Origin of the sequence: Streptomyces maremycinicus (assembly GCF_001184025.1) — a bacterium.
Taxonomy (GTDB): domain Bacteria; phylum Actinomycetota; class Actinomycetes; order Streptomycetales; family Streptomycetaceae; genus Streptomyces; species Streptomyces maremycinicus.
This window is the reverse complement of sequence record NZ_BBYG01000011.1, coordinates 276,353-290,315: the sequence shown is the minus strand read 5'-3', so window position 1 is coordinate 290,315 and position 13,963 is coordinate 276,353. Positions and strand designations below refer to the sequence as shown.

Sequence of the window (13,963 nt, the reverse complement as noted above, 5' to 3'; positions counted from 1 at the left end):
GCGAAGGAGGCAAAGAGGTGGCGGTGGAGATCACGTGGTGGGGGCACGCCACCTGTACGGTCGAGGATTCGGACGTACGTGTGCTCACCGACCCCCTGTTCGCGCGCCGTCTCGCACATCTGCGCCGCCGCCGGGGCGCGCTGCCCCCGCCCGACGCCTGGAGCGCGGACGTGGCGCTCGTCTCCCACCTGCACGCCGACCATCTGCACGTGCCCTCGCTGGCGCGCCTTGCGCCGGGCACGCGCCTGCTGGTGCCCCGGGGCGCGCCGCGCGCCGTGCCCGGGCTGCGCCGGCTGCGGCATCTGCGGTTGAGCGAGATGGCGCCGGGGGACGAGGTCACCGTGGGCGACGTGCGGATACGGGCCGTGCCCGCGCACCACGACGGGCGGCGGCTGCCGGTCGGGCGGCACCACTCCCCCGCGCTCGGGTACGTCGTCGAGGGCGAGGCCCGGACGTACTTCGCCGGGGACACCGGCCTGTTCGACGACATGGCCGAGCAGGTCGGACCGGTCGACGTGGCACTGCTGCCGGTGGGCGGCTGGGGGCCGTATCTCGGCGAGGGGCACCTGGACGCGGGGCGCGCGGCCGAGGCACTGGTCCGGCTGGCGCCGCGCACCGCGGTCCCGGTGCACTACGGCACGTACTGGCCGATCGGCATGGACGCCGTGCGCCCCCATGAATTCCATGCGCCCGGCGAGGAGTTCGTCCGGATCGCGGCGGAGCGCGCGCCGGGAGTGGCGGTCCACCGGCTCGCGCACGGGCAGAGCGTGCGCCCGGGAGTCCCGCGGTGAAATGGTGGCTCGCCGCGACCGTGACGGTCGTGCCGACGGAGGCCACCCAACAGGCCCTCGGTTATCCGTCGTTGTTCCTGCTGGTGCTGATCGGGGCGCTGGTGCCGGTGGTGCCGACGGGGGCGCTGGTGAGTACGGCGGCGGCGGTCGCCGTCCATCAGACGGTGCCGTTCGCCCTGTTGATGGTGTTCGTGACGGCGTCGCTCGCGGCGTTCTGCGGTGACGCGGCGCTGTACTGGCTGGGCCGGCGCGGGATGCGGTCGAAGAACGGCTCGCGCTGGCTGGAGGCGATCCGCTCGCGGGCGCCCGAGGAACGGCTGGAGCAGGCGCAGGACAAGCTCGCCCGTCACGCCACGGCCGTCCTGGTGCTGTCCCGGCTGGTGCCGGCGGGCCGGATACCGGTGATGCTGGCCTGTCTGATGGCGAAGTGGCCGCTGCGCCGTTTCGCGCGGGGCAATCTCCCGGCCTGTCTGGCCTGGGCGGCGACCTACCAGCTGATCGGGATACTCGGCGGCTCGCTGTTCCCCGAGCCCTGGGAGGGCGTGGTCGCCGCGGTCGCGCTGACCGTGGTGGTCGGAGCGGCCCCGAGCCTGTGGCGCCGGGTCCGGGGGGCCAGGACCGCGTAGGCCGAGCGGGGCGGCGGCCGGGCCCGTGGCGGGGCTACTCGAGGACCCTGGCGCCTCCCACCGGCAGGTCCCACAGGTCGTCGCGCTCCAGCCCCGCCTTCTCCCAGGCCGCCCGCACGCGTGTGAGGGGTTCCAGAACGGGCTCCGCGGACAGCACGAACGTGCCCCAGTGCATCGGGGCCATACGGCGCGCCCCGAGGTCGAGGGCGGCGCGGACCGCCTCCTCCGGGTCGCAGTGGACGTCGCTGAGCCACCAGCGGGGGTCGTACGCGCCGATGGGCAGCAGGGCGAGGTCGATGCCGGGGTAGCGCTGTCCGATCCGGGAGAACCAGTGGCCGTAGCCGGTGTCCCCGGCGAAGTAGACGCGCCGTCCGTCGGGCGCGGTGAGCACCCAGCCGCCCCAGAGGGAGTGACAGGTGTCGGTGAGGGAGCGCTTGGACCAGTGGTGGGACGGCACGAAGTCGAAGCGGACACCTGAGAGTTCGGCCGCCTCCCACCAGTCCAGCTCGGTGACCCGGGTGAACCGGCGGCGCAGGAACCAGCGTCCGAGCCCGGCCGGCACGAACACCGGCGTGTCGCGCGGGAGGCGGCGCAGCGTGGGGGCGTCGAGATGGTCGTAGTGGTTGTGGCTGATGACGACGGCGTCGACGCGCGGGAGCGCCTCCCAGGGCACGCCCACCGGGGTGATCCGGGCCGGGGTGCCGAGGATGCGGCGGGACCACACGGGGTCGGTCAGGACGGTGAGACCGCCGACGCCGATCACCCAACTGGCGTGCCCCGCCCAGGAGACGGCGACGGTACGGGTGTCCGCCCGGGGCAGCGGGGCGGGTGCGAAGGGGAGCCGGGGAATGTCGGCGAGGCCGTCCCTGCCGGGGCGTACGGAACCCTCGCGGGCGAACCGGGCGAGGGCCTTGAGGCCGGGCAGGGGTGAGGTGAGCCGGTCGTGGAAGGTGCGCGGCCACACGCGGCGCTCCCCGATCGGGCGGGGCTCGGCGAGCGGCGGGGCGGGGGGCGCGAGCGGGGACAGGGGGGTCGGGGCACCGGCGTCCTCGGTGGTCACCGTGCTGGTGGTGGTCGACTCGGACTGCTGCGTCATCGAGGAGGCTCCCATCGCTGAGCGTCGTCACGGAGATCGTCGAAGACCGACCTCAAGAGCATCAACGCGCGTTGCACGTGTGGCAGTTCCAACGGTGTGGGTGAGGTGAGGGCTTCCGTGCGCTGCGCGTCCGTACCGTCCAGCAGCATGCCGGTGGACAGCCGGACGCGCAGGGCCCCGAGTTCGTCGCCGAAGCGGTGCCCGCCCGGCGCGGGCATCCGGAGCCGGGCGGAGAGGAAGTCCTCCAGGTCCTGGGCGTCGCCGACGCCGTGCGCCGCGAGCGCGGTGCGCAGCGGGCCGAGATCGGCGTACAGGTGGCGGCCGGCCCGGGGAGGCAGGGCGAGGCCGCCCGCGGCGACCACGGTGGCGTGCACGGCGTCCGCCACGCGCGCGTGCAGGCGTACGGCGGCGGCGACGCGCGCGGTGACCGGCTCGGGCTCGGTCAGGGCGTACCCGGCCGCGGCGGCGACCGGAGCGGCCACGCGCGCGCCCAGCGCGGTGAGGACGTCGAGCACCCGCGCGTGCAGGCCTTCCCCGGTGGCCGAGGCGGGGAAGCGGGCGACGGCCGCGGGCCAGCCGGTCGGCAGCAGCGCGCCGGCGAGGTCGCTGACGACGGTGACCTGTTCCGGAAGCATCTCGGACGGGCTGACCAGCACGGTGTCCTGCGGGGTGTGCAGCGTGTCGCGCCAGGTCTCGTCGCTGACCAGGTGCAGGCCCTCGCCCGCGGCGGCCTCCACCGCCTCGTGCAGCACCTCGGGCGGCGCCACGGTCGCGGTGGGGTCGTCGGCGACGGACAGCACCAGCAGCCGCGGGTCGCCGCCCTCGGCGCGCACCCGGCGCACGGTCTCCAGCAGGGCGTAGGGGTCCGGGACGCCCCCGCACTCGGCGGGCGTCGGCACATGGAAGACGGGCCTGCCCAGCAGGCGGGCGTACGGCGCCCACCAGGCGGCGCAGGGCCGGGGCACCAGGACGTCGCCGCCCAGGGCTGCGGTCAGCGCGAGCAGCAGGGCGGGCGCGCCGGGCCCGGCCACGATCCGTCCGGGCTCGGCGGGGGTCCCGCGCCGCTCCCAGTAGCCGCGGGCGGCGTCCAGCAGCGCGGGGCCGCCGCCCACCGGCTCGGCCTCGGCGCGGCCCGCGGCCCGGGCGAGCACCGAGACGAGTTCCGGCAGCACCGGCAGGCCGTCCGAGGGGAGCGGCGGGCCGTAGCGGACGGGCCCGTGGTCCTCCGCTGCCGTCCGCCGCATGTCGTCCTCCGCGCAGTCCGTCCTTGCCGCCCTGTCCGGCCCTGATCCCCGACGGTCCCGGTGTCTGCCCGGTCCCGGTGCCTGCCGCTCCGGGTGTCCCGCCCGGCTTCGGTGCCCGGTGGGTGCCGGGTCCGGGGCTGTGCCGTACCCGGCCGTCGGACGTCGTCGTGGGTCGGGTGGGGTGGCCCGTCCCGTGCGGGGACCGGTCGCCCCGCGGGGCCGCATGCCCGTACGAGGCCGATCGTGCCCCTGCGCTCTGAGTACCCCGTGGGACCTCACCCCATGGCCGCCCCACGCGTTGCGCCGGTCACAACGCGGGCCGGGCCGGCTCTCGGCCGGTCAGACCCTGCCCTCGGGGTCCCGGCGGCGCAGCCGGTGCACCGCCGCGCCGAGCGCGCCGGCGATCAGCAGGCCACCGGCGGCGAGTGCGGGGACGGAGTCGGTGAAGGCGCCGCCCTCACCGGCCTGAACCCCGTGCCCGACGGTGGCGGGGGCGCAGTCCTCCTCCAGGGGCGCGGCGGCGTGGGGCTCGGCGGCGTGGGGCTCGGCGGCGCGGGGCTCGGGCGGGGAGCAGGGCCGGACGGTGCGGCAGGCGTCGCCGCCGGCCGTGGCGGGGTCCAGCGCCGGCGGACACGGCCGGGCGGGGGCACAGGACGCGGCGGACGCCGACCCGCACGGCGGCGGTGTGCCGCGCGCGACGTCCAGGGTCGCGCTCCACGGCTTGCCCTGTCCGCCGGGCGCCGCGGGACAGGTGCCGTCGACGGTCCAGGCGGCGTCGGGACCGACCGCGTCCGGGCTCACCTGGAGGTCGTCGGCGGGCGCGACACGGGCGGTGCCACGGTAGGCGGTCCCGGTCTGCGCGCCGTCGGCGCCGGGGACCTTGCTCAGTTCGACGGTGCCCTCGGCGAAGGCCTGCGAGGTGGCGTCGAGGCTCTCGGGCGCGGTCGCGCCGAGCGGCCCGCAGGAGACGGACACGGTGACGCTGCCGCCCGGGGCGACGCTGCCCGGGCTGACCTCCGCCGCCGGGTCCGCGGACGCGGTCGTTCCGACGGCGACCAGGGCGGCGCCGGCCATGGCGAGGGCGGAGAGGAGATGGGCGGTGCGACGCATGGGACGGTTCCTTCGGCCGACGGCTGCGGACGGGGCGTTGCCGCCCACAGCCATCAGAGCCCGAGGACCGGCCGGCCGCGCGCGGCCGGACGCCATTCGGACGCCTTTCGCAGCCCATGGGCAGACACGAACCCCCGACCGGGTGACCACGACCACCCCGCCTCCGCCGGACTTCGGCACCACCCGACGACGCCGGATTTCGGCGAACACCGACCCGCTCGGCGCGCGCCGACGGGCCCGGCGTACTGCGGCAACGGGCCCCGGGGAGCCCCGCCACGCTCCCGGCGAGCGCCGATGGGCTCCGAAAGCCCCCGATGAGCCCCGACGGGCCCCGACAGCGGCTGTGTACGGCGGGCCTCGACGGGGTCCGGCGGGCTTGGACGGACCCCGACGGGCCGCGACGGCTACGGGGACCGGTGAGTGCCCGCGGGCTCGGGCCGGCGCCGACAGGCTCGGCGGGCTCCGGCGGGCGCCGGTCGCGTCTCGCTGTCACGCCGGGTCGTTCAGGACCTGTTCGCGCAGGCGGTTGCAGCATCGGTTGATCAGCCGGGACACATGCATCTGCGAGATGCCCAGCCGGTCCGCGATCCGGCTCTGTGTCATGTCCTCGAAGAACCTCATGTACAAGATCGCCCGCTCGCGCTCGGGCAGCGCGGCGAGGCGGGTCCTGACGGCCTCCCGGTCGACGACCGTGCCCAGCGCCGGGTCCACCGCGCCCAGTACGTCGCTGAGCGAGTAGCCGTCCTCGGCGCCCGGCAGGTCCGCGTCCAGCGACAGCGCTGTGAAGCTCTCCAGCGCCCCCATCCCGATGCGTACGTCCTCCTCGCTGAGCTGCGCGTGCTCGGCGATCTCGGCGACGGTGGGCCGCCGTCCGGAGACGGTCTGGGACAGGTCCTGGTCGGCGAAGCGCACCCGGTTGCGCAGTTCCTGGACGCGGCGCGGCACGTGCAGGGTCCACATGTGGTCGCGGAAGTGCCGCTTGATCTCACCGGTGATGGTGGGGACGGCGTAGCTCTCGAACGCGTTCCCGAGTTCGGGGTCGTAGCGGTCGACGGCCTTGACCAGGCCGAGAGCGGCGACCTGACGCAGGTCGTCGAAGGCCTCGCCGCGGCTGCGGAAGCGGCCGGCCAGACGGTCGGCCATGGGCAGCCAGGCCTCGACGATCTCGGAGCGGAGCGTGTCGCGTCGGGGGCCGGGGGGCAGGGTGGCCAGCCGGCGGAAGGCGTCGGCGGTGTCGGGGGCGTCGTCGTGCGGTCGGCGCTTCGCGTTCGCTCTGTTCGGCATGGGGTGTGGCAACTCCCTCGGAAGTGCTCTGGGTTGGCCGGTCACCGGGGAAGCGCGACAGCGGCCCGACCGGGCTGCCGGGGGACGCGAAGTCGCGGCCTCTCACGGACGTGCCTCCGGTCCGAAGCACTGTGGCGCGCCTGCCCCGGACTCCCCCCGCCAAACACCCGCCCAGGTTTTCCGGCGGCCCCTGGGGTCACACGGAACGGAACACGACCTTCACATCGTGTCCATGTCCCCTGCCCAGGAGGTCACTTCCATGAGCGTCAAGGTCTCCGACCATGTCCTTCAGCGGCTGCGGGAGTGGGGGGTGGAGCAGGTCTTCGGCTATCCCGGCGACGGCATCAACGGCCTGCTCGCCGCCTGGGGCCGGGCCGGGGACGAGCCCCGTTTCGTGCAGTCGCGGCACGAGGAGATGTCCGCGTTCCAGGCGGTCGGCTACGCCAAGTTCAGCGGCCGCCTCGGGGTGTGCGTGGCGACCTCGGGGCCCGGTGCGATCCATCTGCTCAACGGTCTGTACGACGCGAAGCTCGACCATGTGCCGGTCCTCGCGATCGTCGGCCAGACGCACCGTTCGGCGATGGGCGGCTCGTACCAGCAGGAGGTGGACCTGCACACCCTGTTCAAGGACGTCGCCTCGGAGTTCGTCGAGACGGTGACGGTGCCCGAGCAGTTGCCGAACGTCCTGGACCGGGCGATCCGCACCGCGTACGCCCGCCGCTGCCCGACCGCGGTCATCATCCCCGGGGACGTGCAGGAGCTCACCTACGCGGCGCCCACCCACGAGTTCAAGATGGTGCCGTCCAGTCTCGATCTGAGCGCCGGGACGACGATCCCGTCGGAGGAGGCCCTGAGCCGGGCCGCCGATCTCCTCAACTCGGGCGACAAGGTGGCGATCCTGGTCGGTCAGGGCGCCGCCGGGGCCCGCGGCGAGGTCGAGCGGATCGCCGAGCTGCTCGGCGCCGGCGTCGCGAAGGCGCTGCTCGGCAAGGACGCCCTGAGCGACGAACTGCCGTATGTCACCGGCTCGATCGGCCTGCTCGGCACCCGCCCGTCCTACGAACTCATGCGTGACTGCGACACCCTGCTGACGATCGGCTCGTCCTTCCCCTACTCGCAGTTCCTGCCGGAGTTCGGCAAGGCCCGGGGCGTGCAGATCGACATCGATCCGCACATGATCGGGATGCGCTACCCGTACGAGGTGAACCTCGTCGGCGACGCGCGGGAGACCCTGCGCCGGCTGATCCCCATGATCAGGGGCGAGGAACGCGGCCGGGAGTGGTTCGACACCGTCTGTGACAACGTCCGGCGCTGGGACGACGTGCTGGACCGGCGGGCACGGGTGTCGGCGGACCCGATCAACCCGGAGTACGTGGCCCGCGCGCTGTCCCCGCTGCTTCCGCCCGACGCGATCGTCACCTCGGACTCGGGCTCGGTGGCGAACTGGTACGCCCGCCACCTCACGCTGCGCGACGGCATGCGCGGCTCCCTCTCCGGCACGCTGGCGACGATGGGCTGCGGTGTGCCGTACGCGATCGGCGCGAAGTTCGCCCATCCGGACCGGCCGGTGATCGCGCTGGTCGGGGACGGGGCGATGCAGATGAACGGACTCGCCGAGCTGATCACGGCCGCCAAGTACCGGGACCGCTGGTCGGACCCGCGGCTGGTGGTCGCGGTGTGGAACAACCGCGACCTCAACCAGGTGACGTGGGAGATGCGCGCGATGGGCGGCGCCCCGTCGTTCCTGCCCTCGCAGGAGCTGCCCGACGTGTCGTACGCGGCGTTCGCCCGCTCCCTGGGGCTGACCGGAGTGCGGGTGGAGACGCCGGAGGACGTCGAACGCGGCTGGCGTACGGCCCTGGAGGCGGACGGACCGGCGGTCGTCGAGTTCCTCACCGATCCGGCCGTGCCGCCGGTACCGCCGCACGCCACCTGGGAGCAGATCGAGGCCACGGTCGCCTCGGCCCTCAAGGGCGACGCGGACGGTGGCTCCATGATCAGGCAGGGCTTCATGGCGAAGGTGCAGGAGTTCCTGCCGGGGCGGCAGGAGAAGTAGCCCGGCCTTGCCGAACGGCCGACGCGCGGTTGCGGCGGACAGCGGACCAGCCCTTCTGTCGCGCTCGGTCGTTCGACATGGTCGGTAAACTGACGCCCGATGCCGGAAACCCGTCAGCCCTCGCCGACGTCCACCGAGCGGGACGAGCCGATCCTGCGAGGGGGCGCGTGGCTGCCGCACGGCTACCGGCTCGACCCTCACTCGCATGCTCACGGGCAGCTCGTGTACGCCGCCGCCGGCGCCCTGGCCACCGCGACGGAACGCGGGACCTGGGTCGCCCCGGCCAACCGGGTCACCTGGACGCCGCCGCGCTTCGCCCACTCCCACCGCTTCTACGGCCGGACCGACGTGCGCCTCGTCGTCGTCCCGCTCGAACAGTGCGGCGGGCTCGTGCGTCACCCCAGCGTCTACGCGGTCAGCCCGCTCCTGCGGGAGGCCCTGCTGGCCCTGACCGACGGTCCGGAGAGACGGCCCGGCGCGCACGGGCGGCTGCTCGCCGTGGTCGTGGACGAACTCGCGGACGCCGCCGAGCAGTCCCTGCACCTGCCCGAGGGCCGTGACGACCGGCTGCGCGCCGCGACCGCGCTGCTGCACGAGGATCCCGCCCGGCCGGCCACCCTGGCGGAGCTGGGCCGCGCGGTGGGGGCGAGCGAGCGCACGCTGAGCCGGCTGTTCCGCACGGAACTGAGCATGAGTTTCCACCGCTGGCGCACCGTCCTGCGCATCCATCAGGCCCTGGCCCGTCTCAGCGACGGCATGTCCGTCACCGAGACCGCGGTGGCCTGCGGCTGGTCCAATCCGTCCAGCTTCATCGACGCCTTCTCCGAGGTCGTCGGTCAGACGCCCGGCCGCTACCGGGCGGACCTGCGCGACGGCCGGTAGCCGCGGATCCACCGCCGCCCCGTCCACCTCGGATGCGGTGAACCGGAGCGACCCCGTGTCGGCCTCCTGTCCTCGGGTACGCGGTGCGCACCGACCGAGAAGGACCCGAAGAAGGATCCGAGGAACGACCTGAGGAAGGTCCTGGAGGGAGAGACATGCAGCGAGGCAGCGACCGGCTGAGCGTGCACCGGGACGACGAGATGAAGCACGAATTGCAGGGTCTGCTGAGGTCCGGACACCCCACGCGGGTGGAGGAGTGGCACGACCCCGAACCGTCGGCCGAGGACGACCCCGAGCTCTGGGGCGGGCCGGTGGTGCCCGGCAGCTCCCGGGCGACGCTGGAGACCGTGCGGCTGGAGCTGGCGCGGACCCTGGGACGGAGTTCCTTCCCCGCTGGCGCGGGCGCGCTCGCCGTGGGCCTGCGCCGCAAGAACGCGCCGGACGCGCTGGTGGACGCGGTACGGCAGCTGCCGGGCAAGGACCGGTACACCAACGTCCAGGAACTGGCCGAGGCCCTGGTGGGCCGCGGCCGGTGACGGCGGGCACCGCAGCAACGACAGACACCGCGAGGACACGGAAAGGACGTTGAACCCCATGCGCATCGCGTTTCTGGCGGCGCCCGAAGGCGTCGAGCAGGTCGAGCTCACCGATCCCTGGCAGGCGGCGGCGGACGCGGGCCACGAGCCCGTCCTGGTGTCGACCGAGGCCGGCGAGATCCAGGCGTTCAACCATCTCGACAAGGCGGACACCTTCCGGGTCGACGAGGTGGTCGGTGACGCGTCCGCGGAGTCGTTCGGCGGGCTGGTCCTGCCGGGCGGCGTCGCGAACCCCGACTTCCTGCGTGGCGACGACAAGGCCGTGGCGTTCGTCAAGGACTTCTTCGAGCAGGGCCGCCCGGTCGCCGCGATCTGCCACGCCCCCTGGACCCTCATCGAGGCGGACGTCGTACGGGGCCGGGTGCTGACCTCGTGGCCCAGCCTGCGGACGGATCTGCGCAACGCGGGCGCCACCTGGGTCGACGAGCAGGTCAAGATCTGCGACCACGGGCCGAACAAGCTGGTCACGAGCCGCAAGCCGGACGACCTGAAGGCCTTCAGCGGGGCGTTCCTGGAGGTGTTCGCACAGCAGGCGGGCTGACCGCGGGGCACCGGCGGCGGGCCGTCGGCGGTCGGCATCGGTCGACGGCCCGGCCGCGCGGGTCGTCCGGCGGCCGGGCCGCGCGCGCTGTGCGGTCGGGTGGCTCCGGTGGGCTCAGGCCCCGCCGGGGCCGCTCGCCGTTCCCGGGCCCCACTTGCCGACCGGGGTCTCGGCCCCGCCGACCGGAGTCTGCGCCGGGGCGCCCTCCGCGCCCGTCCGGCTGCCGGCCGGGGTCTGGCGCGAGCGGGCTCGGCCGGCTTCCACGGCCCGTTCCCTCGCCCCGTCCCGGGTGCGGCCGGGCGAGACGAAGCGGCGCGGGTTGCGGCGCAGGTACTCGCCCTCCAGCTGGGCCATGCGGCCGTTGTGGGCGCGCAGGGCGTCGTTCGAGCCGTACAGCAGGGTGTCGTGGCGCGTGCGGTGGATCGTCTCCAGCTCTTTCATCAGCTGCTGGTCGTCCAGCCGGTCCGGGTCGACTCCGGTCATGGTCATGCCCCGCTCGTCGTGTCGTCCGTGCGGTTCGGGTGTCCCACCCGTGAGCACGTCTCCGCATCCACTGTACGAACATTCGGGTCGGCGGGCCCCCGGGCCGCCGCGCGGGCCCGCCCCGCCCGGCCCCCGCCTACCTGGCCCGCTCCACGCGCCGCTCGTCCCACACCGGCTCGGCGGTCTCCCGGATCCGGCCGTCGCTGCCGAAGACCAGGTAACGGTCGAAGGAGCGGGCGAACCAGCGGTCGTGGGTGACGGCGAGGACCGTGCCCTCGAAGGCCTCCAGGCCCTCCTGGAGGGCTTCGGCGGACTCCAGGTCGAGGTTGTCGGTGGGCTCGTCGAGGAGCAGCGCCGTGACTCCTTGCAGTTCCAGCAGCAGGATCTGGAACCGGGCCTGCTGGCCGCCGGACAGCCGGTCGAAGCTCTGTTCGGCCTGCTGGGTCAGCTCATAGCGGCGCAGCCGGGACATGGCCGCGCCCCGGTCCTGGGAGTGCTCGCTCCACAGGATGTCCAGGAGGGTGCGGCCGAGCAGCTCCGGATGGGCGTGGGTCTGCGCGAAGTGTCCGGGCACCACGCGCGCGCCGAGCTTCCACTCCCCCGTGTGCGCCACGGTGTCGCCGGCCAGCAGCCGCAGGAAGTGCGACTTGCCCGAGCCGTTGGAGCCGAGGACGGCGACCCGCTCGCCGTAGAAGACCTCCAGGTCGAAGGGCTGCATCAGACCGGTCAGCTCGAGTCCCTTGCAGGTGACCGCGCGCACGCCGGTGCGGCCGCCCTTGAGGCGCATCGTGATGTCCTGCTCGCGGGGCGGCTCCGGCGGCGGGCCGGCCTCCTCGAACTTGCGCAGCCTGGTCTGGGCCGCCGCGTAGCGGGAGGCCAGCTCATGGCTGATGGAGGCCGCCTGACGCAGGCTCAGGACCAGCTTCTTCAGCTGGGCGTGCTTCTCGTCCCAGCGGCGGCGCAGCTCCTCGAAGCGGGCGAAGCGTTCGCGGCGGGCCTCGTGATAGGTGGCGAAGCCGCCGCCGTGCACCCAGGCGTCGGCTCCGGCCGGGCCGGGCTCGACGGAGACGATCTTCTCGGCGGCACGGGAGAGGAGTTCGCGGTCGTGGGAGACGAACAGGACCGTCTTGCGGGTCTCCTTCAGCCGCTCCTCCAGCCACCGCTTGCCGGGCACGTCGAGGTAGTTGTCCGGCTCGTCGAGCAGCAGCACCTCGTCGGTGCCGCGCAGCAGCGCCTCCAGCACCAGCCGCTTCTGCTCACCGCCGGAGAGGGTGCGCACGAGGCGGAACTGGGCCTTGTCGTAGGGGACGCCGAGCGCGGCCGTGGTGCACATGTCCCACAGGGTCTCGGCCTCGTACCCGCGCACCTCGGCCCAGTCGGAGAGGGCCTGCGCGTACTGGAGCTGCGCGGCCTCGTCGTCGACGGCCATGATCGCGTGCTCCGCCTCGTCGACGGCCCGCGCAGCCTCGCGGATACGGGGCTGGGCCACGGACACCAGCAGGTCGCGGACGGTCGTCTCGTCCCGCACGGAGCCCACGAACTGGCGCATCACCCCGAGACCGCCGGACACGGTGACGGTGCCGCCGTGCGGTTTCAGCTCGCCCGAGATCAGCCGCAGCAGGGTCGTCTTGCCGGCGCCGTTGGGTCCGACCAGCGCCACCACGGCCCCTTCACCCACCCGGAAGGACACGTCGCCGAGCAACGCCCTCCCGTCGGGGAGGTAGTACTCGAGGTGCGCGGCTTCCAGGTGTCCCATGAGGACGCATTCTGCGGGCCGTCCACGGGATGCGGCAAACCGTTATGCGCGGCCCGGCCGGGGAGGCGGACCGTCGCCCGTCAGCCGCCGGCGCCCGGCACCGGCTGTCCCGCCGGGCCGCCCTCGCCCGCCGGCGCGACCGTCGCGCCCGCCCAGGACAGGGCCTTCCAGCCGTCGGCCGGGGAGCCTTCGAGGACGACGGTGCCGGTGTTGGCGAGGCGGTTCGCCGCGGCGAAGGGAATGTCGACGTTGTCGGCGCGGGTGGCCGCCCAGGCGCGGATCGCGGCGCCGTGGCTGACCATCGCGACGGTGCCCGCCCCGCTCGCCGCGGCCTCGGCGATCACTGCGTCGTACCGCGCCAGGAACTCGGAGCCGCTCTCGCCGCCCGGCATGCGCAGCCCGACGTCGCCCGCCGCCCAGGCGAACACCGTGCGCATGTAGAGCTCGCCGCGCTCCGAGTTGCCGGACACCATCTCCAGGTCGCCCGCGGAGATCTCCCGGATGCCGTCGCGGACGAGGATCTCCAGACCGCGCGCCTCGGCCAGCGGGGCGGCGGTGAGCCGGGTGCGCAGGAGGGTGGAGACATAGAGGGCTTCGATGTCCTCGTCGGCGAGGGCCCGCGGCAGCGCGGCGGCCTGCTGTGCGCCGAGTGCGGTGAGGCCGGGGCCGGGCACGGCCGTGTCGAGCAGGTACTCCACGTTCGTGGGGGTCTGGCCGTGGCGGACGAGCAGCAGGCGCATGCGGTGACCCTCCGGTCTCGACAGCCGCCCCGCGCAGGAAACGGCCACTTCAGGGTACCCGCAGCGGATGATGTCCGACGTCGATCTCACCGTCCTCAAGCCCGGCCGGCACGGCCTGCGCGATGCGTTCCTCGCCCTCGACGACCAGGTGTTCGCGTTCGCCGCCGAGCGGCACTGGCCGGCCGCCGAGCCGGTCCTGCCGCGACTGAGCCGCAGCGCGAACCACGGCCTGCTCTGGTTCGCGACGGCGGCCGTCCTCGCCGCGTCCGGCACGCCCCGGGCCCGCCGCGCCGCCGTGCGCGGGCTGACCTCCCTCGGCCTGGCCTCCCTCACCATCAACACCCTCGGAAAGCGCTCGGTGCGCCGGTCCCGGCCCGTGCTGGACGCGGTGCCGCGGGGGCGGCGGCTGAAGCGGCAGCCGATCACCACCTCCTTCCCCTCCGGTCACGCCGCGTCGGCGGCGGCCTTCGCGGCCGGGGTCGCCCTGGAGTCGCCGGAGTGGGGCGCGGTGGTGGCGCCGGTCGCGTTCTCGGTGGCGATGTCCCGGGTGTACACGGGCGTCCACTTCCCGAGCGACGTGCTCGCGGGCGCGGCGCTGGGCGTGGGCGCCGCGTTCGCCGTCCGGCACGTCTCGCGGCTGCGGCGGCGACGCCACCCGGAGCCGCGGCACGACGGCACGGAGGTCGAGGCCATGGAGCTCGAAGGCGTGGACGTCGAGGGCACGGACGTCGAGGGCACGAAGGGCGAGCGGGCGAGCC

General features: G+C 74.4%; 12 protein-coding genes and 2 pseudogenes. 7 read left to right on the top strand and 7 right to left on the bottom strand.

Annotated features, from left to right (window positions below; translation table 11 throughout):
• Positions 1–17: 17 nt before the first annotated feature.
• Together AOQ37_RS11785 and AOQ37_RS11780 are read left to right on the top strand one after the other, a co-directional pair.
• Complete coding sequence (locus AOQ37_RS11785) at positions 18–791, top strand: MBL fold metallo-hydrolase (protein ID WP_062644014.1); 774 nt, start codon at positions 18–20, stop codon at positions 789–791.
• Positions 788–1,417, top strand: a complete 630-nt coding sequence (locus AOQ37_RS11780) for a DedA family protein (protein WP_062644012.1) — start codon at positions 788–790, stop codon at positions 1,415–1,417. The genes AOQ37_RS11785 and AOQ37_RS11780 overlap by 4 nt, the downstream gene beginning before the upstream one ends.
• A 34-nt stretch (positions 1,418–1,451) precedes the next feature.
• On the opposite strand, the gene AOQ37_RS11775 is transcribed toward AOQ37_RS11780, so the two are convergent.
• The 4 genes from AOQ37_RS11775 to AOQ37_RS11760 all read right to left on the bottom strand — a co-directional run bounded on the left by AOQ37_RS11775 (position 1,452) and on the right by AOQ37_RS11760 (position 6,151).
• On the bottom strand, positions 1,452–2,513 hold the full coding sequence (locus AOQ37_RS11775) for an MBL fold metallo-hydrolase (protein WP_062644011.1): 1,062 nt from the start codon (positions 2,511–2,513) through the stop codon (positions 1,452–1,454).
• Positions 2,510–3,757, bottom strand: a complete 1,248-nt coding sequence (locus AOQ37_RS11770) for an aminotransferase class I/II-fold pyridoxal phosphate-dependent enzyme (RefSeq protein WP_062644009.1) — start codon at positions 3,755–3,757, stop codon at positions 2,510–2,512. Before AOQ37_RS11770 ends, AOQ37_RS11775 begins: the two co-directional genes overlap by 4 nt.
• 339 nt (positions 3,758–4,096) lie before the next feature.
• A complete protein-coding gene (locus AOQ37_RS11765) occupies positions 4,097–4,867 on the bottom strand; it encodes a hypothetical protein (protein ID WP_062644007.1) in 771 nt (256 codons plus the stop codon).
• 489 nt (positions 4,868–5,356) lie between these two features.
• Complete coding sequence (locus tag AOQ37_RS11760; RefSeq protein WP_062644005.1) at positions 5,357–6,151, bottom strand: RNA polymerase sigma factor SigF; 795 nt, start codon at positions 6,149–6,151, stop codon at positions 5,357–5,359.
• Positions 6,152–6,410: 259 nt separating this feature from the next.
• On the opposite strand from AOQ37_RS11760, the gene AOQ37_RS11755 reads away from it, so the two are divergent.
• From AOQ37_RS11755 to AOQ37_RS11740, 4 genes are all read left to right on the top strand, one after another.
• Complete coding sequence (locus tag AOQ37_RS11755) at positions 6,411–8,207, top strand: thiamine pyrophosphate-requiring protein (protein ID WP_062644003.1); 1,797 nt, start codon at positions 6,411–6,413, stop codon at positions 8,205–8,207.
• Between the two features lie 99 nt (positions 8,208–8,306).
• Entirely contained in the window at positions 8,307–9,089 is a 783-nt protein-coding gene (locus AOQ37_RS11750) for an AraC family transcriptional regulator (RefSeq protein ID WP_062644001.1), read from the top strand.
• A 155-nt stretch (positions 9,090–9,244) separates the two neighbouring features.
• On the top strand, positions 9,245–9,625 hold the full coding sequence (locus AOQ37_RS11745; protein WP_062643999.1) for a DUF2795 domain-containing protein: 381 nt from the start codon (positions 9,245–9,247) through the stop codon (positions 9,623–9,625).
• Positions 9,626–9,683: 58 nt separating this feature from the next.
• On the top strand, positions 9,684–10,226 hold the full coding sequence (locus tag AOQ37_RS11740) for a type 1 glutamine amidotransferase domain-containing protein (protein WP_062643997.1): 543 nt from the start codon (positions 9,684–9,686) through the stop codon (positions 10,224–10,226).
• Between the two features lie 267 nt (positions 10,227–10,493).
• Here AOQ37_RS11740 and AOQ37_RS11735 read toward each other — a convergent pair.
• The 3 genes and pseudogenes from AOQ37_RS11735 to AOQ37_RS11725 all read right to left on the bottom strand — a co-directional run.
• Positions 10,494–10,715: pseudogene (locus AOQ37_RS11735) on the bottom strand (DUF6158 family protein); the annotation flags it as partial.
• A 130-nt stretch (positions 10,716–10,845) separates the two neighbouring features.
• Positions 10,846–12,465 (bottom strand): ABC-F family ATP-binding cassette domain-containing protein, encoded by a 1,620-nt coding sequence (locus tag AOQ37_RS11730; protein ID WP_062643995.1) that lies wholly within the window; start codon positions 12,463–12,465, stop codon positions 10,846–10,848.
• Between the two features lie 80 nt (positions 12,466–12,545).
• Positions 12,546–13,205: a histidine phosphatase family protein gene (locus AOQ37_RS11725; RefSeq protein WP_062643993.1), complete on the bottom strand. Its 660-nt coding sequence runs from the start codon at positions 13,203–13,205 to the stop codon at positions 12,546–12,548.
• Between the two features lie 67 nt (positions 13,206–13,272).
• Here AOQ37_RS11725 and AOQ37_RS11720 point away from each other — a divergent pair.
• Positions 13,273–13,834 (top strand): annotated as a pseudogene (locus AOQ37_RS11720) (phosphatase PAP2 family protein); the annotation flags it as partial.
• Positions 13,835–13,963 lie beyond the last annotated feature (129 nt).

Excerpts from the sequence above, each read along its gene's own strand:
- AOQ37_RS11775 (WP_062644011.1), bottom strand. The coding sequence starts at position 2,513 with ATGACGCAGCAGTCCGAGTCGACCACCACCAGCACGGTGACCACCGAG.
- AOQ37_RS11770 (WP_062644009.1), bottom strand. The coding sequence starts at position 3,757 with ATGCGGCGGACGGCAGCGGAGGACCACGGGCCCGTCCGCTACGGCCCG.
- AOQ37_RS11765 (WP_062644007.1), bottom strand. The coding sequence starts at position 4,867 with ATGCGTCGCACCGCCCATCTCCTCTCCGCCCTCGCCATGGCCGGCGCC.
- AOQ37_RS11760 (WP_062644005.1), bottom strand. The coding sequence starts at position 6,151 with ATGCCGAACAGAGCGAACGCGAAGCGCCGACCGCACGACGACGCCCCC.
- AOQ37_RS11755 (WP_062644003.1), top strand. The coding sequence starts at position 6,411 with ATGAGCGTCAAGGTCTCCGACCATGTCCTTCAGCGGCTGCGGGAGTGG.
- AOQ37_RS11750 (WP_062644001.1), top strand. The coding sequence starts at position 8,307 with ATGCCGGAAACCCGTCAGCCCTCGCCGACGTCCACCGAGCGGGACGAG.
- AOQ37_RS11745 (WP_062643999.1), top strand. The coding sequence starts at position 9,245 with ATGCAGCGAGGCAGCGACCGGCTGAGCGTGCACCGGGACGACGAGATG.
- AOQ37_RS11740 (WP_062643997.1), top strand. The coding sequence starts at position 9,684 with ATGCGCATCGCGTTTCTGGCGGCGCCCGAAGGCGTCGAGCAGGTCGAG.
- AOQ37_RS11730 (WP_062643995.1), bottom strand. The coding sequence starts at position 12,465 with ATGGGACACCTGGAAGCCGCGCACCTCGAGTACTACCTCCCCGACGGG.
- AOQ37_RS11725 (WP_062643993.1), bottom strand. The coding sequence starts at position 13,205 with ATGCGCCTGCTGCTCGTCCGCCACGGCCAGACCCCCACGAACGTGGAG.